General features: G+C 70.9%; 20 protein-coding genes. 13 read left to right on the top strand and 7 right to left on the bottom strand.

What is annotated here, in order from left to right:
* The first annotated feature begins 69 nt into the window (after nucleotides 1-69).
* From ACIHFB_RS22220 to ACIHFB_RS22235, 4 genes are all read left to right on the top strand, one after another.
* Nucleotides 70-444, top strand: coding sequence for a sortase-dependent protein (locus ACIHFB_RS22220; protein WP_400127681.1), 375 nt, complete (start codon nucleotides 70-72; stop codon nucleotides 442-444).
* On the top strand, nucleotides 441-1,070 hold the full coding sequence (locus tag ACIHFB_RS22225; RefSeq protein WP_400127682.1) for a class F sortase: 630 nt from the start codon (nucleotides 441-443) through the stop codon (nucleotides 1,068-1,070). Before ACIHFB_RS22220 ends, ACIHFB_RS22225 begins: the two co-directional genes overlap by 4 nt.
* Before the next feature lie 78 nt (nucleotides 1,071-1,148).
* Complete coding sequence (locus tag ACIHFB_RS22230) at nucleotides 1,149-1,640, top strand: RNA polymerase sigma factor (protein WP_365272130.1); 492 nt, start codon at nucleotides 1,149-1,151, stop codon at nucleotides 1,638-1,640.
* Nucleotides 1,624-2,088, top strand: a complete 465-nt coding sequence (locus ACIHFB_RS22235) for a hypothetical protein (protein WP_400127683.1) — start codon at nucleotides 1,624-1,626, stop codon at nucleotides 2,086-2,088. The genes ACIHFB_RS22230 and ACIHFB_RS22235 overlap by 17 nt, the downstream gene beginning before the upstream one ends.
* 19 nt (nucleotides 2,089-2,107) lie before the next feature.
* Here ACIHFB_RS22235 and ACIHFB_RS22240 read toward each other — a convergent pair whose 3' ends face one another.
* The gene (locus tag ACIHFB_RS22240) at nucleotides 2,108-2,659 is read right to left on the bottom strand and encodes a TerB family tellurite resistance protein (protein ID WP_365272136.1); all 552 of its coding nucleotides are present in this window, start codon (nucleotides 2,657-2,659) and stop codon (nucleotides 2,108-2,110) included.
* A 592-nt stretch (nucleotides 2,660-3,251) separates the two neighbouring features.
* On the opposite strand from ACIHFB_RS22240, the gene ACIHFB_RS22245 reads away from it, so the two are divergent.
* Nucleotides 3,252-4,484 (top strand): acyl-CoA dehydrogenase family protein, encoded by a 1,233-nt coding sequence (locus tag ACIHFB_RS22245; protein WP_365272139.1) that lies wholly within the window; start codon nucleotides 3,252-3,254, stop codon nucleotides 4,482-4,484.
* A gap of 84 nt (nucleotides 4,485-4,568) precedes the next feature.
* Here the strand turns inward: ACIHFB_RS22245 and ACIHFB_RS22250 are convergent, their stop codons facing one another.
* The 5 genes from ACIHFB_RS22250 to ACIHFB_RS22270 are packed head-to-tail and all read right to left on the bottom strand — an operon-like array spanning nucleotide 4,569 to nucleotide 8,300.
* The gene (locus ACIHFB_RS22250; protein WP_365272141.1) at nucleotides 4,569-5,165 is read right to left on the bottom strand and encodes a GAF domain-containing protein; all 597 of its coding nucleotides are present in this window, start codon (nucleotides 5,163-5,165) and stop codon (nucleotides 4,569-4,571) included.
* A 31-nt stretch (nucleotides 5,166-5,196) separates the two neighbouring features.
* On the bottom strand, nucleotides 5,197-5,835 hold the full coding sequence (locus ACIHFB_RS22255; protein ID WP_365272144.1) for an ATP/GTP-binding protein: 639 nt from the start codon (nucleotides 5,833-5,835) through the stop codon (nucleotides 5,197-5,199).
* Nucleotides 5,813-6,190 (bottom strand): DUF742 domain-containing protein, encoded by a 378-nt coding sequence (locus ACIHFB_RS22260; protein ID WP_365272147.1) that lies wholly within the window; start codon nucleotides 6,188-6,190, stop codon nucleotides 5,813-5,815. Before ACIHFB_RS22260 ends, ACIHFB_RS22255 begins: the two co-directional genes overlap by 23 nt.
* A gap of 2 nt (nucleotides 6,191-6,192) precedes the next feature.
* Nucleotides 6,193-6,621, bottom strand: a complete 429-nt coding sequence (locus ACIHFB_RS22265; protein ID WP_365273389.1) for a roadblock/LC7 domain-containing protein — start codon at nucleotides 6,619-6,621, stop codon at nucleotides 6,193-6,195.
* A gap of 47 nt (nucleotides 6,622-6,668) precedes the next feature.
* On the bottom strand, nucleotides 6,669-8,300 hold the full coding sequence (locus tag ACIHFB_RS22270; protein WP_400127684.1) for an ATP-binding protein: 1,632 nt from the start codon (nucleotides 8,298-8,300) through the stop codon (nucleotides 6,669-6,671).
* A 505-nt stretch (nucleotides 8,301-8,805) separates the two neighbouring features.
* Here ACIHFB_RS22270 and ACIHFB_RS22275 point away from each other — a divergent pair.
* The 8 genes from ACIHFB_RS22275 (at nucleotide 8,806) to ACIHFB_RS22310 (ending at nucleotide 16,215) form a co-directional block, all read left to right on the top strand.
* On the top strand, nucleotides 8,806-9,429 hold the full coding sequence (locus tag ACIHFB_RS22275; RefSeq protein WP_365272153.1) for an HAD family phosphatase: 624 nt from the start codon (nucleotides 8,806-8,808) through the stop codon (nucleotides 9,427-9,429).
* A complete protein-coding gene (locus ACIHFB_RS22280; RefSeq protein ID WP_365272156.1) occupies nucleotides 9,422-10,438 on the top strand; it encodes a LacI family DNA-binding transcriptional regulator in 1,017 nt (338 codons plus the stop codon). Before ACIHFB_RS22275 ends, ACIHFB_RS22280 begins: the two co-directional genes overlap by 8 nt.
* A 112-nt stretch (nucleotides 10,439-10,550) precedes the next feature.
* Nucleotides 10,551-11,456, top strand: coding sequence for a carbohydrate ABC transporter permease (locus ACIHFB_RS22285; protein ID WP_400127685.1), 906 nt, complete (start codon nucleotides 10,551-10,553; stop codon nucleotides 11,454-11,456).
* Entirely contained in the window at nucleotides 11,453-12,265 is an 813-nt protein-coding gene (locus tag ACIHFB_RS22290) for a carbohydrate ABC transporter permease (protein ID WP_365272162.1), read from the top strand. The genes ACIHFB_RS22285 and ACIHFB_RS22290 overlap by 4 nt, the downstream gene beginning before the upstream one ends.
* Before the next feature lie 102 nt (nucleotides 12,266-12,367).
* On the top strand, nucleotides 12,368-13,759 hold the full coding sequence (locus ACIHFB_RS22295; RefSeq protein WP_400127686.1) for an extracellular solute-binding protein: 1,392 nt from the start codon (nucleotides 12,368-12,370) through the stop codon (nucleotides 13,757-13,759).
* A complete protein-coding gene (locus ACIHFB_RS22300; protein WP_365272166.1) occupies nucleotides 13,756-14,454 on the top strand; it encodes a 2'-5' RNA ligase family protein in 699 nt (232 codons plus the stop codon). Before ACIHFB_RS22295 ends, ACIHFB_RS22300 begins: the two co-directional genes overlap by 4 nt.
* Nucleotides 14,455-14,773: 319 nt before the next feature.
* Nucleotides 14,774-15,469 carry a TetR family transcriptional regulator gene (locus ACIHFB_RS22305; RefSeq protein ID WP_365272169.1) on the top strand — a complete coding sequence of 232 codons (696 nt, stop codon included), beginning with the start codon at nucleotides 14,774-14,776 and terminating at the stop codon, nucleotides 15,467-15,469.
* Between the two features lie 89 nt (nucleotides 15,470-15,558).
* Nucleotides 15,559-16,215, top strand: a complete 657-nt coding sequence (locus tag ACIHFB_RS22310) for a TetR/AcrR family transcriptional regulator (protein WP_400127687.1) — start codon at nucleotides 15,559-15,561, stop codon at nucleotides 16,213-16,215.
* 167 nt (nucleotides 16,216-16,382) lie between these two features.
* Here the strand turns inward: ACIHFB_RS22310 and ACIHFB_RS22315 are convergent, their stop codons facing one another.
* Entirely contained in the window at nucleotides 16,383-17,717 is a 1,335-nt protein-coding gene (locus ACIHFB_RS22315) for a hydrolytic protein (protein WP_365272175.1), read from the bottom strand.
* Nucleotides 17,718-17,722 lie beyond the last annotated feature (5 nt).

Consider the following 17,722-nt stretch of genomic DNA (forward strand, 5'->3'; position numbering starts at 1 on the left):
GTCTCTTCGCTCGATCCGTCACTCAGCCCGCCGGTTACACGGGCGGTCCGACGAAAGAGAGCGAATTTCATGCGCCGAACTGTCCTCAGCGTCCTGGCACTTGCGTGCACCGCCGTACTGGCGGGCACCGGGCCCGCGCTCGCCGACGAGACGTCCCCGGCCCCCAGGTCGGCGGCCCCGAGTGCCGCACCGACCCGGGACGCGAGGGAGAGCGCCGAGCCGACCCAGGCTCCGTCGCCCGTTCCCTCGGATCCTGGCACCGAGCCGACCAGGGCGCCGTCGGGTCAGGTCCCCGTCGTGCCCAGCGGTGCGCCCGACACCGGGGTGGCGGCGGAGGACTCGGGGCCCGGGGCCGGGGTGATCGGCGGCGGCACCGCCGCGGCGATCGGTCTGGGCGGCGCGGCGGTCTTCGTCGTGCGGCGCCGGCGGGCGACCGGGGTATGACCTCGCCGCTCTCCAGGCGCGCGTTCGCGACCGCGGCGGGTGTGCTGACCGCCTCGCTGGTCGCGGGCTGCGGTGGAGGCGAGACCGAGCCGAGCGAAGGGGCCAAGGGGGCCGAGGGGGCCGACCAGGGTGCCGGCAGTGCGCCTCGGTCCTCGTCCGCCCCCGCGAAGGCGGCGGGCCGCTCGGTTCCGGTTCGGCTGCGGATCCCGGTGATCGGCGTCGACACCCCGGTCATACGGCTCGGGCTGGCCGCGGACGGCACGGTGGAGGTGCCGCCGATCACCGCGGACGACCGGGCGGGCTGGTACGGGCACTCCCCGGTGCCGGGCGAGGTCGGCCCCTCGGTGCTCCTCGGCCATGTCACGGTCGGCGAGTACGGCGACGGAGTCTTCCGGCACCTCGACGAGCTGAACCGCGGCGACCGGATCGAGGCGCGCCTGGGGAACGGAACGAACGCGGAGTTCGCCGTGACCGCCGTACGGACCGTCGCCAAGGCCGACTTCCCGACGAACGACGTCTACGGCGACGTGGACCGCCCGGAGCTGCGGCTGATCACCTGCGGCGGCCCCAAGGACGGCACCGAGTACCGCGACAACGTGATCGTCTTCGCCGCGCTGAGCACCTGAGAAGGAACCGGGCCGACGGAACGTACGCCGGCGGCCCGGCATCTTCCCTACGACCCCCCCCCACGACGATGGAGCGCGTTGAAACCCTCCCGTGACCAGGCAGCATCCGAGCTGTTCGCGGCCCTGTACCCGCGGCTGGCCGGCTGGTGCCGCCGTCTCGTGGACGACGACGAGACGGCGCACGAGATCGCGTCGGAGGCGTTCGCCCGGCTGTGGGCCCGCTGGACGAAGGTGGAGGAGCCCCGCGGGTTCCTCTATGTCACGGCGGCCAACCTCGTCCGGGACCACTGGCGCAAGCTGGAACGCGAGCGCAGGGCCGTGCGCCGCGTCACCAACGAAGCGGCGGTCCGTCCCCACGAAGAACAGGCGGACCCGTCCGTACGGCTGCTGGTGCAGTCCCTGCCGGAACGGCTGCGCGTGCCGATCCTTCTCCACTACTACGCTGACATGCCGATCCGGGAGGTGTCCGCGCTGACCGGACGCAAGGAAGGAACCGTCAAGGCCGACCTGCACGCGGCCCGCGAACTGCTCCGCGTCCATCTGAGGAGAAGCCTTGACCACACGCCTTGACGAGGACCCGGAGTTCGGACCGGACGACCCCCTCGCGGTGATCCTCCGCCCCGCCGCCGAGCATCTCGCCCCGCCGCCGGGGCGCTACGAGTCGATCCGCCGCACCGCGTCCCGCCGCCGGCTGTTCCGCGCCGCGGCCGGGGCGGGCCTGACCTGCGCGGTCGCCGTCCTCATCGCGCTGCCGGTCCACCTCACGTCGTCCGAGACGCACGGGTCCCCGACGGCGCCCCTCGCACCGCCGCCGCCCACGAGCGGTCGTACGACACCCTCGCCCCCGCCGGCGTCACCCACTCCCGTCCCGTCGGCGATCCCCGAGAGCCTGCCTCCCACCCAGGCGCCCGGCACGGATGTGCCCCGGGACCCGAGCAGGACCGCGGTGGCCACACCGGGCTCCGTACGGGAGTCGGCGAACCGGGACGCCACGTCGGAGGCGAGCCCGCGGCGATAGGGGTGGCGCGGGGGTGGGCTCAGAGGCCGAACTCCTGGGGGGACAGGCCGAGTGCCGCGCACGCCTCGCGCAGGACCTGTTCCTCGGCCGGTGCGATGTATCCGTCCGCGCCCGCGACGACGAAGCCGGTCTGTACGACGGCCCTGGCCTCCGTCGGCTTCTTCGCGGCCTTGGCGATCTCCTGCATGGCCTCCGTCTTGCCCTGCTGGAAGTTGACCGCCATCTGGTCGACGTGCTTGTTGAACCGCGTCCGGAGCTGGTCCGGCGGGAAGTTCTGGAGGACGTCGTTGCTCATGATCAGCGACTCGACGTGCTGTCGCTCGGCCGGGTCGACATTTCCGTCGGCGGCGGCGACCAGGGCGCACATGGCCATGCTCGCGTCCCGGTAGGCGCCGCTCTTCAACTCGGTCTTGAGAGAGGTGAGCTGGTTCTTGAGCGTGCCCACCAGCTGTGCCTTCGATCCCCCGCGGGACCCCGCACCCGGCCGCCCGTGTCCGCCGGAGCCGCGCATCCCCTGCGACTGCTGCTGGAGACCCTTGGCCTGGTCCTTGATCCGATCCCACATCGCCATGCGTGCCACCTCGGCTTGAGCTCACGTCGTCCGGTCGCCCACAACCATGCCCGGGCGTCCTCCTGCCAACGACTCCCCACGCCCCGAAGTTCCAAGCACGGCATGTACATGGGCACCCTCGCTCCCTCCTTCCCTCCGTAACCAGTGAGGCGCAAGTGACTGGAGTTGCAGTTGTGACGGTTGATCGCTGCTGTGGATGTGGCTGATCTACAGCTGTCGAACGGAGTATCGATCCAACATGTGGGCCCCGTATCAGCCACACAGGAAGTGACTGATTGTCCATGTGCTCCCCCTTCGACCTGTCTGGCAATTGCCTGATGGGTGAGCGCATGTCCGTATCGGTTGAACCTTGTTCAATAGTGAACGGTTTCTCTCCGTAACATGCCTGGCCGGGATCAAGTACTGTTCCGTATCGCACAGTTGGCGCGGAATGCAAGGTACCGTTTTTCGGTCAACCCTCCATGGTGATCTTGGCTGGGATGGATCGATAAGTAGACACTCTTTTGGGCGGTCGGCCCTGGGGCGAGGAGCCACTGCCCGACGAATGACCGTCGGTTCCGCTCGGATCCGGCGGCAGCGTGCAGGAGGGTTTGTGGAACGCTACTTTTTCACCAGTGAGTGGCACGAGGACCTGCGACGAACGGTGCGCGAGTTTGCCGAGCGCGAAGTACGGCCCCGGATAGCGGAGATGGAGTCTTCGCGTGCGGTGGCACACGAGCTGTCCCGGCTCATCGCCCGGCAGGGCTGGATCGGCGTCACCATCGACAAGGTGCACGGCGGCATGGGCGCCGGGCACCTGGCCAAGACCATCATCATCGAGGAACTCGCCCGCGTCAGCGGCGCCATGGGAGCCATGGTGCAGGCCTCCCAGCTGGGCGTCGCCAAGATCATTCACTTCGGCGACGAACTGCAGAAGCGCACCTGGCTGCCGCGTATCGCCGCCGGCGACTGTCTGCCGACGATCGCGGTCACGGAACTGGAGTCGGGCGGCCATGTTCTGGGGATGAGCAGCACCGCCGTCCGCGACGGCGACGACTACATCCTGAACGGGCACAAGGTCTTCGTCGGCAACAGCCATGTCGGCGATGTGCACGGAGTGGTCGTCCGCACCGGCGAGGGGACCAAGGGACTGTCGGCCTTCCTCGTCGAGTCGGACCGCCCCGGCTTCTCGCTCGCCGAACACCAGCCGGCCATGGGCCTGCACGGCTTCAGTTTCGGCAAGCTGATCTTCGACAACCTCCGGATACCCGCGGCGAACCGGCTCGGCGCGGAGGGCCAGGGCCTGTCCGTCGCCTACTCCTCGAGCATCCTCTACGGCCGCCCCAACCTCACCGCCGTATCCCTCGGTATCCACCAGGCCGTCCTGGAGGAGACCACCGCGCTGTGCATCGAGCGCGAGCGGTACGGCGCACCACTCGGCGCACTCAACAGCATCAAGCTCAAGCTGGGCAGGATGAAGTCCCGGCTGATGACCGCCCGGTTGGCCGCGTACCACGCCGTGCACCTGCTCGACCGAGGGCTGGCGTGCGACGCGGAGCTGATGAACGCCAAGTTCCTCAACCACGAGTCAGCCGTCGAGTCGGCCACCGAGGCGATGGAGATCCATGCCGCGGCAGGCCTGTTCACGGACCGCCCTGTGGAGCGCTATCTGCGCGACGCCCACCACATCTACGCCCCTGCCGGCACCTCCGACATCCAGCTGCTGCGCCTGGGCGAGGTAGCCCTGGGCACCTCGAAGGGCCAGTGGTCCGAGCGCCTCGCCGACCTGGTCCGCACGGTCGGACCGCACTCCAGGGAAGGCCAGTTGCAGCCGGCCGTAGGCTGAACCGAACACAAGGGAGCCACGGGACACAACGAGGTGCCCGCGGCTCCCACATCCATGCCGGGTGCAGCGCCCCGAAGAACCGCCCTACCTGCGGACCTCCATCGCATGGAGCCGCTCTACCAACTCCTGGGCGAGCGACTTGATGGTCGCCAGCCCCTCCCGGCCCCACGGATGGGTGTCCGTGTCGACCACACAGATCGTCCCCAGTGCCATCCCGGTCTTCCAGTCGATCAGCGGCGCACCCATGTAGGAGCGGATGCCGATCTCGTCGACGACACGGTTGCCGGCGAACCGGGGATAGTCGCAGACGTCCTCGAGCACTAGCGCCTTCTTGCGCACGACGACATGCGGGCAGTACCCCTGGTCCCGCGTCATCGTGCGCCCGACCTCCTGCGGCGCCGTGTCCAGTTGGACGCCGGGCCGGCCGGCGGCGTAGAGCCCGGCGAAGTACTGGCGGTTCTCGTCGATGAAGTTGACCATCGAGAAGGGCGCGCCGGTGACCTGGGCCAGATTGCGCGCGAACTCGTCGAACTCCGGGATCGGAGTGTCCCCGATGCCCAACTCGCGCAGCCGGGCCACGCGGGCGGGCGCGTCCCGGTCCTCGGGCGTCAGGAGCAGGTGGCTGGTCGGGTCAAACGTCGACGAGGGAGTCGGGGGAGTGTAGGGAACCGGGGCTGACATGCAGGCTCCATTCGGCCGCGCTGAGCGTGGCTCAGCGCAACGGGTTGAGTTCCGCGGGCGGTGTGCCGGGATTCGAGGCGAGCAGGTGCTGTACGAGTGCGATCAGTACGCGGGTTGCGGAGTTGCACTGCCGTGCGTCGCACATCACGACGGGTATGTCCGGCTTGAGGGCGAGGGCGGCGCGAACCTCCTCGGACTCGTAGCGATAGCCGTTGTCGAACTCGTTGACGGCCACGATGAAGCCGATGCCGCGCCGTTCGAAGAAGTCGACGGCGGCGAAGCAGTGGTCCAGCCTGCGGGTGTCCGCGAGGACCACCGCGCCCAGCGCCCCGTTGGACAGCTCGTCCCACATGAACCAGAACCGTTCCTGCCCGGGCGTACCGAACAGATACAGCACATGGTCCTTGTCCAGGGCCAGCCGGCCGAAGTCCATCGCCACGGTGGTGGTCGTCTTGTCCTCGATGCCCACCAGGCTGTCCGTGCGGGCGCTGACCTGGGTCAGCAGTTCCTCCGTGGAGAGCGGCTCGATCTCGCTGACCGCTCCGACGAAGGTGGTCTTGCCGACCCCGAAGCCTCCCGCAATGAGGATCTTCAGGGCGGTGGGAAAGGGATCGGAGCCGCCATAGGGGTCAGAGCCGCTATAGGGGTCAGAGCCGCTTTCGAAGGCCATGCAGCACCGCCTCCAGGATGTTTCGGTCGGTCGGGGAGGCTGCCTCGACGGGACGCGGCGACCGCATGGCGAGCGCCTGGTGCGTCACGAGGTCGGACAGCAGGACTTTGGTGATGACGGCCGGCAGCCGCAGATGCGCGGCCACCTCGGCGACCGACACGGGTGCGTCGCACAGGGCGAGGACCTGGTCGTAGTCGGGGCCGAGGTAGGTCTGGGGTTGGACCCCGGTGGCGATGACGAGCGTGAGCAGGTCGAAATGGGCCGAGGGGCGGGTGCGGCCGTTGCTGACGGTGTACGGCCGGACTAAGCGTCCGGCCTCGTCATCGAGCCACGATCCGTCCTCGGCGTCGGACATCCTCAACGCCCCGTGTCCGGCGAGGCGCCGGACGCCTGCTGTCTGGCCGGGGTGGCGAGATACGGGCGCACGCTCTTGACCAGCATGGCCATCTCGTAGCCGAGGACGGCCGCATCGGCGTCCCGCTCGGCCAGCACGGCCAGACAGGCGCCCGAGCCCGCCGCGCAGACGAACAGCAGGGCGGTGTCCAACTCCACGACCACCTGCCGTACGTCCGCTCCCTGGGCGAACTGCACGCCCGCGCTGCGCGCCAGGGAGTGCAGACCGGACGCCAGGGCGGCCAGGTGTTCCGCTTCGGTCGGTGTGTCGAACCCGTCGAAGGCCTTCGCCAGTCCGTCGGAGGACAGCAGCAAAGCGCTGCGGGTGTAGGGGACCCTCTGGACGAGGCCGGCCAGAAGCCAGTCCAAGTTCTTCTGCTGGCCGGCATACATGTCGCTCACGGGGGGTTCTTCTCCTTGTGCGAAAACGGAGCCTGTGGTCATCGGGAGCCGTCGGGGCGCGACTCGTCGGGTTCGTTGGCGGCCAGGTTGACTCCGCGTCGGAACATGGCCATCAGTCCGGGATCGTGCTCCACCTCGTGGTCGTCGGCCCTGCGCGGGGCCGGACCGTTGCGGAGCTCCGGCACCAGGTGCTCCTGCGCCTGGCGCTGGGGCAGCGGCGGCCGCCCGTCCTGGGAGTCCGAGCCGAGCGCGGGGCCGCGGTCGTACGGCGACGGCGCTCCGGTGGCCCGCGCATGCTGCTGCACCTGGGCGTACGCCGACGGCGCGTGCTGCTGCGCCATGGGGCCGGGTGCGGGTGCGGGTGCGGCAGGTGGGGCGGCCTGGGCCTGTGCCTGGGCCGGCGGCAGCGGCTGCCGCAGGGCCGGCGGCGCCATCACGGGCCGGGCGGCGGGCGCCTGCCCGGCGTGCTGCGCACCGGCGATCGGCTGCTGCGCCGGCGGGACCGGACGCCCGGCCGGGGGCACCTGACCGGCCTGGTGGTGAGCGGCGGCGACCGGCTGGGGCGGTCTGTGCATCTCGGCGCCCGCCTGGACGGGTGCGTCGCCGCTCTCCTCGCCGAGCAGCCCGGGCGGGATGATCAGGACCGCCTGGATACCGCCGTAGATGTTGCTCTGGAGCCGGACCGCGATGCCGTGGCGGCGGGCCAGCGCCGAGACCACGTACAGACCGATACGGCCGTCGGCGAGCAGCTTGCTGAGGTCGATGTGGTCCGGCTCGGCGAGCAGCATGTTGATCCGCTGCTGCTCCTGAAGGGCCATGCCCAGACCGCGGTCCTCGACCTCGATGGCCAGCCCGGAGGTCACCCGCTGGGCGCGCAGCAGGACTTGGGCGTGGGGTTCGGAGAACATCGTGGCGTTCTCGACGAGTTCGGCCAGCAGGTGGATGACGTCGGCGACGGCGTGGCCGCGCAGCGTCCCCTCGATCGGCGGCACCAGCTTGACCCGGGAGTAGTGCTCGACCTCGGCGATCGAGGAACGCAGCACCTCGGTCAGGGTCACCGGGCGGGTCCACTGGCGGCGGGAGACCGAGCCGCCGAGCACGGCGACGTTCTCCGCGTGGCGGCGGATACGGGTGGCCAGGTGGTCGACGTGGAAGAGGCCCTTGAGCAGTTCCGGGTCCTCGACCTCGTTCTCCAGCTGGTCGAGCATGTTGATCGCGCGGTGCACCAGCGACTGGAGCCGCCGGGCGAGGTTGACGAAGACCTCGACCCGCTCCTCGCTGTCCGGCGCGGAGCTCCGGGGGAGCTGGGCCGACTGGGCCAGGACGGTCCGGGCCTGCCAGGTCCCGACCCTGATCTCGTAGGCGAGCCGGTCGATCGGGTCGGCCGGCGGCGCGGAGTGGGCGAACGGGATCTGCTCCAGCTGCTCGCCCCGCTCCAACTGCTGCATCAGGCCCTGGAGTTCGGCCTGGCCGTCGGCGACGGCGCGGCGCAGCGGGGCGTACTGCCGTGAGGTGTCCCGGGCCTGGGCGCGGCCGGCCCGTACGGCACCGGCCAGCACACCGCAGCCGAGGACGCCGCCGACGCCGAGCACGGTCCAGGTGGACGCGTCCGCGGTGCCGTCCTGGAGGAGCAGGACGGAGACGATCAGGGCGGCCGAGAGAACCGCCATGAGGGCCGCGGGAACGACGGCCAGTCGGACCGTTCGCGACAGTGTGGCCGAATCACTCGGCGTGTCCTGAGCCGGAGGCCTGGCATGCCTGTTCCGTGCCGAGCCCATGCCGGCCGCCCCGCCGGGCTCCGAACGCACTGCATAGGTCGGGGATTCGGGCATCGGAGTCCTCTCGATCAACCAGCTGGACATACGGCGCGCAGCGCGAAGTAGCCGTCAACTCGGGCGCAAGATTGGACAGTTAATAGGACAGCCACACTAGACCACCCCCCTCACGGTGGCGTAATCGGATCACCACAGAAACGGAATCCCGGACTGTCACAACGTTTTCTCGACACTCTCGACAAGATTCGGACACACTGCGTTGACGCGACGGCAGTTGACGGTGGCCGGAAAGTTGTGGTGCCGTCCGCCGCCCCGGTAAGCGGAATGCCCTTCCGGGCCGGCCCGTGGCGAGGCCGTCGTCCACCCCCGCGAGCGGCGAAAGCCGCTATCATCCCGGCCTGTGGAACGTTCCCAAAATGCCTCGCCGACCGTTGTCGTCTGGGACCTCGGCGGCGTCCTGGCGCCCTCGGGCCGGGCGCTGAGCGCCCTCGCCGAGGCCCTCGGCATACCCCGGTCCGAACTGGCCGACCCGTACTGGGCCCACCGGGACGCCTACGACCTGGGCGCGTCCCCGGACACGTACTGGCGCGGTGTCGCCGAGGCGCTGGGGCGCACGCTCGACGGGTCCTGGATCGAGCGCCTCGACCGGATCGACAGCGACTGCTGGGCGACCCTCGCCTCCGAGGCCGAGGCGCTGCTCGCGCGGCTGGCGGAGCGGGGAACGCCGCTGGGGGTCCTCTCCAACGCTCCGGGCTCGCTGGCACGGGCGGTCCGCCGGGCGCCGTGGAGCGCTCGCTTCGAGACCCTGGTCTTCTCGTCGGACGTCGGCCTGATGAAACCGGACCCGCTGGTCTACCGGGCCGCCGACGAACGGCTGGGCCGCTCACCTGCTCAGGTGGTGTTCTTCGACGACCGGCCGCAGAACGTCGCGGCGGCCCGCGCGCACGGCTGGCGCGCACATGTGTGGACCGGAGGCGAGGCGGCCGCGGCGGTGCTCGCCCAGGAGGGCGTGCTCGATGACTGACCGGCCGAGAAACCCGACGATCATCGACGTGGCCGAGCGGGCCGGGGTGTCCAAGTCGGTGGTGTCCCGTGTCGTCTCCGGGCGCGGCAGCGTCGGGGAGGCCACCCGGAAGCGGGTCCTGGCGGCCGCGCAGGAACTCGGCTACGTCGTCAACGCCTCCGCGCGGGCGATGGTGGCCCGTCGGACGTACACCTTCGGGGCGTTCGTGCGGGACGCCGCGACCCCCTTCTACGGCCATCTGCTCACCGCGTTGCAGGAGCGCGCCGCCTTCCACGGCTATCGGGTGGTCACCGCGACCGGGGCGGGCGGCTTCGACGTGACGGACGAGTACCGGGCCCTGGAGACCCTCGCGATGCTGCGGGTCGAGGCGCTGATCGTGTGCAGCGGGCTGCTGCCGAGCGAGCGGATCGTGCCCTTCGCCGCGCGGTTGCCGACCGTGGTGGCGGGGCGCCCGGAGACCCATCCGAGCATCACCAGCGTCTACTGCGACGAGGTCGAGGGCGGCGCCGCGGTGGCCGACCACCTCCTGGCGCTCGGGCACCGTGAGGTCGCGGTCGTGACCGTGCCGACGAGCCGTTCCGTGACGCTGGGGCCGCGTTCGGCGGCCATGGTGCGGCGGCTGCGGGAGCACGGGGCGCGGGTGCTGGAGATCGCCGAGCGACCCGGGGAGCCGGCCGGCGCGCTGGTGGCCGAGGTGCTGCGGCGTCCCGGGATCACCGCGGTGATGGCACCGAGCGACCGGATCGCCGTCGCCATCCTGGAGCAACTGCTGATGCGGGGTGTGGACGTGCCGGCAGACATCTCCGTCACCGGCTACGACGGCATCGGTGAGCTGACGACCTCACTGATCGGGCTGACGACCTGGCGCCAGCCGATCGGCCTGATCGGCAGCGGGGCCGTGGACGCGCTGGTGCAGCTGCTCGACGGCGAGCGGCCGCCGGACCACCACCGGGCGCTGCCGGGTTCGCTGGTGACCGGCCGCACGACGGCACCGCCGGCCGCCGTCTGACCGGCCTCCACCCACCCCGCCCCACCGCGAATCCGCCACCTGGCCGGATTTTGCCGAGAGTTCACCCAACCGGTGCTGCCTTCGTCCCATCGGGAATGGGAACGTTCCACACATGCTTGGGAACGTTCCACTTCGCATCGGCCGCCGCCTCCGCGGCCGACTGGCAGGGCCCCTCATGGTGCTGCCGTGCGTCGCACTGCTGCTCGTCTTCGCGTACTGGCCGGTCGTCCGCGGTGTCGTCCTGAGCCTGTACGACACCGATCTCCTCGGCGATCCGACCGTCTTCGTCGGCGCCGCCCACTACCTCGATCTGTTCACCAACCCCGACCTGCGCAGGGCCCTGTTCGCCACGGGTGTCATCGCCGGGCTCAGCGTGGTGCTCTCGGTGGGCGGCGCGCTCGCCGCGGCGCTGCCGCTGCGCAGGGCGGCGGCCAAGCCACGGGCCGTGGTGTCGGTGGTGCTGTCGATACCGTTCGCCTACTCCGCGGCGGCGTCTGCGGCCGTCTTCGCCGGTCTGTTCGCCCCGGCCGTCGGCACCCTCAACGAAGTACTGGCCCACCTCGGAGTCAACGGCCCGGAGTGGCTGCGCTCCCCGGGCTGGGCCGTCCTCGCGATCTCGGTCGCCACCGCCTGGTACGAGTTCGGCTTCGCCTTCCTCGTCCTGCTGGCCGCGCTGACCCAGCTCGACGAGTCGGTGATCGAGGCGGCCGCCCTCGACGGCGCCTCGGGGCTGCGGATGGCCCGGTCGGTGATCATCCCGATGCTCCGGCCGAGCCTGGTGTTCCTGCTGGTCACCCAGACCATCAGCGGGTTGCAGGTCTTCACCCAGGTGCAGGTGCTGACCCGCGGCGGGCCGGCCGGGTCCACGTCGACGCTCGTGTACGAGCTGTACAAACGGGCGTTCGGCGAGGCGCTGCCCCAGGTCGGCACGGCCTCCACGCTCGCCGTGGTGCTGCTGCTCCTCGTCCTCGCGATCACCGCGCTCCAGTTCCGGGCGCTGCGGAGGTGGGCCGCGTGAAACCCGCTTCCGTACTGCGGTGGTTGTGGCTCGGCGCGATCGTCGTGGTGGTCGCCTTCCCGGTGTACGTCACCGTCGTCACGGCGCTGCTGCCGCCGGCCGATGTCGTCGCGGGCCGGCTGGTGCCGGTGCCCGGCAGGCTGACGCTGGACAACGTGCGTGCGGCGCTGGACTCGGCGCCGCTCGGCCGCCAGTACGGCGTCAGCGTGGCCGTCACGGTGCTCCAGTCGGCGGCGCAACTGGTCACGGCCGCGCTGGCCGCGTACGCGCTGGTGTTCCCGCGCTGGCGCGGGCGGGGACTGGTGTTCGCGCTGGTGCTGGCCACGCTCGCGTTCCCGGGGGAGAGCGTCGTCATCCCCAACTTCGAGACGGTCAACGGGATGGGGCTGCGGGACACGCTGGCCGGGATCGTCGTGCCGTATCTGGCCGCCGGGTACGCGGTCTTCCTGCTCCGGCAGGCGTTCCTCGCCCTGCCCCGGGAGGTGTGGGAGGCGGCCCGCCTCGACGGGTGCGGGGAGATGCGGACGCTGCTCCACGTCGTCCTGCCCATGGCCCGGCCGCAGGTGATCACGGCGGGGATGTGGTGCGCGCTGTCCGCGTGGAACGGGTACTTCTGGCCGCTGCTCATCACCGATTCGCCATCTCGGCGGACTGTGCAGGTGGGGCTGGCCCAACTCGTCGTCGATCAGGCGACATCGCCGGCCGTGATCTACGCCGGAACCCTTGTCGTGCTGCTGCCGACGCTGCTGCTGGTGCTGTTCGGGCAGCGGTTCCTCGTGCGAGGGCTGGCGGCTCGGGTGAGTGCGTAAACGCTTCGTCGCGCGGCCGGCCGCGGATTCACCGTGGCTGATCGCGCGGTTCCCCGCGCCCGTTGAGGGGCGCTTCACCTCCCCGGAAAGGAAACAGTCCCCATGTCCTCACCGCCCAGACGTCCGCACCTCACGACCGCCTGTCTGCTGACCGTCACCGCTCTCACCCTCACCGCCTGCGGAGGTTCCGGGACCGGGACGGCCTCCGGTGCCGCTCCCGGGCCCTCGGCCCTCGCATCGGCCAAGGGGGAGGTGACCGTCACGCTCTGGCACGGGCTCGGTGGTCCCGCCGGTGAGGCCCTGGAGAAGGAGATCGACGCGTTCAACGCGGCCAACAGCGGGAAGATCGCCGTCAAGGCCTCCTTCCAGGGCAGCTACGCCGACGCCATCGCCAAGTACACCTCGGCCGTGCGCAACGGCGGTACGCCGTCCGTCATGCTCACCAACGACATCACCACCGGCTATCTGCGCGACGCCAAGCAGACCGTCTCCGCCGAGGCCATGGCGGCCGCCAATCCGAAGGACCTCGACCTCGACAAGCTCCGCCCGGCGGCCCGCAGTTACTACACGGCCGACGGGAAGCTGCTCGCCGTGCCGATCAACACGTCGATGCCGCTGCTGTACGTCAACGACAAGCTGCTGGCGAAGGCGGGCGTGGACCGGTCGACGCTCGGCACGCTGAGCGGAGTCGCCGCCGCCGCGCGCCGGATCCATGCCGCGGTCCCCTCCGTCAAGGGCATCGACCAGCCCTTCGACGCCTGGTGGTTCGAGCAGCTCACGGCGGCGGCCGGGGCGCCGTACTGCACACCCGACAACGGCCGCGAGGGCGACGGTGCCACCGCGCTGTCCCTGACCGGCGACGCGCAGCGCCGCGCGATCGGGACCATGGCCAAGCTCTACACCGACGGGGTCGCCCTCGACACCGGGCTCGACGGCAACGCGGCGCTGACCGCGTTCGCGGCCGGCAAGACCGCCATGATGTTCAACTCCAGCGGCTCCATCGGCGGCCTGAACGAGGCGGGCATGAAGGGGTACAGCGCGCTGCCGTATCCGCTGTCGGGGCCGAAGTCCTCCGCCGGTGCCGCGATCGGCGGGGCCGCGATGTGGGTGGACCAGGCCGGGCACAGCGCGGCCGAGCAGGTGGCGAGCTGGAAGCTGATCAGCTACCTGGCCTCGGCCGAGGCGCAGGAGCGGTTCGCCAGGGCCTCCGGGTACGCGCCGATCAACACGGACGTCGACGACTCGGCGACCTGGCAGGCGTTCCTCGCGCAGAACAAGTCGTACGCCGTGCTCGCCGAGCAGTTCGCCGACACCCCGGCGGCGACCGCCACCGCCGGCTGTCTCAGCGGGGCCATGCAGGGCGTGCGGGACGTGGTCGTGCCGCAGATGCAGAAGGCGTTCAGCGGCAGGATCCCGCTGGACAGCGCCCTGAAGGCGGCCGAGAAGGCGGCGACGGAGAAGATCCAGGACTACCGGAAGCAGGCAGGACAGTGACAGAGACCACCCAGCCGGCCGGGCTGACCGACCTCGACATCGAGGTCAGGGCGACGGCACGTTTCGACCGGGCCCAGGGGGACCCGTACCGCTACGGCGTCTACCTCCGCCCCGACCCCGTGACCTGCGCCGCGGTGACCGCCGTGACGGCCCAGGTGCGGGCCCAGTACGGGTTCGTCTCGTCCGGCGCGTTCCCGCCGCACGCGACCCTGGTGGGCAGCCGCCACATTCCGGTCCCCGAGGCGGAGATCGTCGCCGCGGTGACCGCGGGACTGGCCGGGGCCACCCCCTTCACCGTGTACAACGCCGGAGTACGGCGGCAGGGCATCGGCCTGGTCTACGACGTCGCCCACCTCGCCGACGGCACCACGCCGAACACGGCGTTCACGGAACTGGCCGCCCTCGTCGACGAGGCCGTGGTCCCCTTGGAGACCCCGGCCCCGAACCCCGCGGACCACAGTTTCGACGCGGCCCGCTTCCTGCCGCATCTGTCGCTGGTCTCGCACGACATGTACGTACGCCCCGACCTCTACGAAGAGGTCGTGGAGTACGTCGACGCACTCCCCGTCCCCTACTCGCCCAGCTTTCCCGGCGACACCGTCACCCTCTACCGCACCCGCAGCGACGACTGGACGGGCCGCTGGTGGCAGACCCTGACCTGGGAACACGTGCACACGTGGCGGCTGTCTGGCTGAGCGGTCGTAGTCGGACGGGACGGGTCGACACCCGCGGTCGAGCGGTCGGCCGCGGGTGTCGCGGGGTGAGGGGATCGCCGTGCCGCGGCTTGCGGGTGACGCCTCACTCTCTGCCGCACCCCGCAGCGATGACCGGGCGGGCGCGTGGTGGCAGTCCTTGGCCTGGGAACACATGCACACCTGGCGGCTGCCTCGCCGATCGGCCGTCATCTCGCGGGGCGAGGGGACCGTGGTGCCCTCCGAGGGCGCGGCGGTCGGATGGTGCCGTCGGCCTAGAATGGATGTGCTCCTCGTCCAGCCCTGACCCCTTGAGGTTTCCGTGGCCAAGCCCGTCGTCCGCGAGCCGTTGCGCCGCAATTCGCGGGCCAATCGGGCGCGCATCCTGGCCACGGCCCGCCGGGAGCTCGGGCGGAACCCTGACATCACGTTGGAGGAGCTGGCGCGCGCCGCGGGTGTCGTACGGCGCACTCTGTTCGGCCACTTCCCGGGGCGCGAGGCGTTGTTGGAGGCCCTCGCCGAGGAGGCCGCCGAAGCGCTGCGGCGTGCGTTGCCGGAGGGTGCGGAACTCGACGGGCAGAAGGCGGAGCAGGAAGCGGAGAAGGAAGCAGAGCAGGACAGCCCCGAGGAGGCGCTCGCCCGGCTCGTGTACTCGCTGTGGCCCGTGGGTGACCGGTACCGACTGCTCCTTTCGCTGACCCAGCGCGACCTGGGCGCCGAGCGCGTGGCCGAGGTTCTGGCGCCGGCCCGTGAGCGGGTCACGGCGATCCTGGAGCGCGGGCAGCGGGACGGTGTCTTCCATGCGCAGCTGCCGGCCGCCGTGCTCAGTGCCGGGCTGGAGGCGATGACGGTCGCGTTGCTGGAGTCGGTCAACACCGGTGCGCTGGAGGACGACGGGTCCAGGGCCGCCACCGTCACGCTCATCGCGGCCGGTGTGTCCGAGGAGCGGGCGCAGGCCGTGGTCGAGGCGGTCGCGGCGACGCTGGTCGTGGTCGAGGAGCCCGCGGACGACGACTGAGCCGCCGTATCCGGTAGTTTCTTGCTCGTCTATGTGCAAATATCGCGGTGATGCCTCTCCCTCCGTTTCCTCCGCGATGAGGTGCCGACGTGAGCAGCCCGACCTCCCCGCCCCCCGTACGACGGCGGCGTGCGACACGTGCCACCCGTGCCCGCATCCTCGACGCGGCCCTGCGGGAGCTGGCCCGCAACCCTGACAGCAGCCTCGGTGACATCGCCGAGGCCGCGGGCGTGGCGCGGCGCACCGTCTATACGCACTTCGCCGGCCGGGCGGCGCTGGTGGAGGGGATCGCCGAGGACGCCGCGGAGGCGATTCGCCTCGCGACCGCCGTCCTGGGCAGGCCGGACTCCGGTCCCGTGAGCGCCCTGGCCCGCTTCGTCCTCACCCTCTGGCCGGTCGGCGACTGCTACCGCACGCTGATCGGTCTCGTCCCCCAGGACCTCTGCGCCGACCAGGTGGGCGAACTCCTCGCCCCGGCCCGGGAGACGGCCCTCGCCATCCTCGCCGAGGGACAGCGCCAGGGCGTGTTCCACACCGTCGTACCGCCCGGCCCGCTGAGCGCCGCCATCGAGGCCCACCTGCTGGCACTCCTCGCCACCGTCAACTCCGGGATCTGGAGCGACGACGGGACGAGTGCCGCCACCGCCGCGCTGATCGCCGCCGGGGTCGACGATGCCACCGCCGCCGCCACGGTCCGCCGGCTGCGCGGGACCGAGCGGCAGCACACCGTCGTCAAGGGCGTGTGAACTCCACTGGGCGAACGAACAACCCCCAGGTGCATGACCTGGGGGTTCGTATGGGGGGAAGGTGCCGTTTTCAGACCCTGGTTATCGATTTCCGGCCGAACAAGATCTGACGCTTTACAGATAGCGTCAATATCGATCGACAATGTCCCAGAATCGGAAGGACCGGTTCATTGCGTGGTACGGCTGAGCACACCGCTCACGTTCAGGACCTCGTGGCACCCCTGCGCCTGACGACCCGTGGCCGGTGTCCCAGGCTTTGCGCAGGTCACGTTGATGGTCACGGTGTCGTTCTCAGCGATCTCGATGGGGGTCACCCAGTGGTAGTCCTGGTTCCGGAAGGTCTCCAGCGCGATGGTGGTGATCTTGCGGTCCCCGAACGAGATCGTCAACACACCCTCGTCGCCCTGGAAGTTGGCGACGACGATGTCCGTGACCCCGAACACACTGTCCTTGGGCACCTTGTAGGTACCGGTCTTCGTCTCCCCGGCGGACGTCTGCACATCGATGGTCTGCGACTGCTGGCCGCCGCCGGCCGCGGTGCCACCGCCCGTCGACGTGCCCCCGCCGTCCGATCCGGCCGGTGCGCCCGACTCCTGGCCGCCACCGCCGGGTTGGCCGCTCGAACCGGCGCCCGTACCGCCGCCCGGGGTCTGCTCCCCGGCGGGCGTGGGACGCGGCTGGACCGCTTCCTCGGCCGCCTCCTTGGCGGCGCTCTTCACCACCGGACGCACCAGTGCGAACCACGCGATCAGCAGCGCGAGCAGTGCCGCGAGCAGAATCAGCAGCCACTTGGGGAAGATCGGGATCTGGACGAACTCCGCGTCCAGGGGCGGCCGGACGGCGGGCTCGTCACGCCGGGCCTCCTCGTCGCGGTCGCCCTTCTCGGCGGTGTCCACGGTGAACGGCCACACCACCGGCGCGCCGAACCACACCGGCTTGGCCGTGCGGACGCGCAGCCCGACCTCGGTCGACTCGCCGGGCTCCAGCTTCGGTTCGGCCGGGTTGAAGGCGAACCCCAGCTCCTCGCCCGCCTGTCCGGGGGTGAAGCCCACCTGCACCGGAGTGTTGCCCTGGTTGCGCACCGCCAGCTTGTAGCGGCCGCGCAGCCAGCCGCGGCGCCGACGCGGGGCCAGCTCGGTCTGCAGCTCGTGGAACGCCTCGATGTGCACCGTGGTTTCGAGGACCCGCACCGACTCGGGGTGCTCGGTCGGCAGGACCCGTACACCGAGGGGCATCTCACCGGCCCGGATGTCCGGGGAGCGCGGCGGCGACAGACGGACCGTCACCGTTTCGGAGGTGCCGGGATACAGAGAGACCCGGGCGGGCTCCACGGTGGTCCAGGGGGCGCAGTCCCCGACGACTTCCAGGTTGTACGCCTCGACGATGTCACTGTCGTTGCGGACGGTCAGGGTGGTCGTGGCGATGTCACCGGGCGCCACCGTCACGGCCGGGATGTCGAGGCCGGGCGCACCGGGGCCGGAAGAGGCTGCAGAAGGCGTCACGCCAC

The sequence above is a fragment of the Streptomyces sp. NPDC051963 genome (genome assembly GCF_044593495.1).
Lineage (GTDB): Bacteria > Actinomycetota > Actinomycetes > Streptomycetales > Streptomycetaceae > Streptomyces.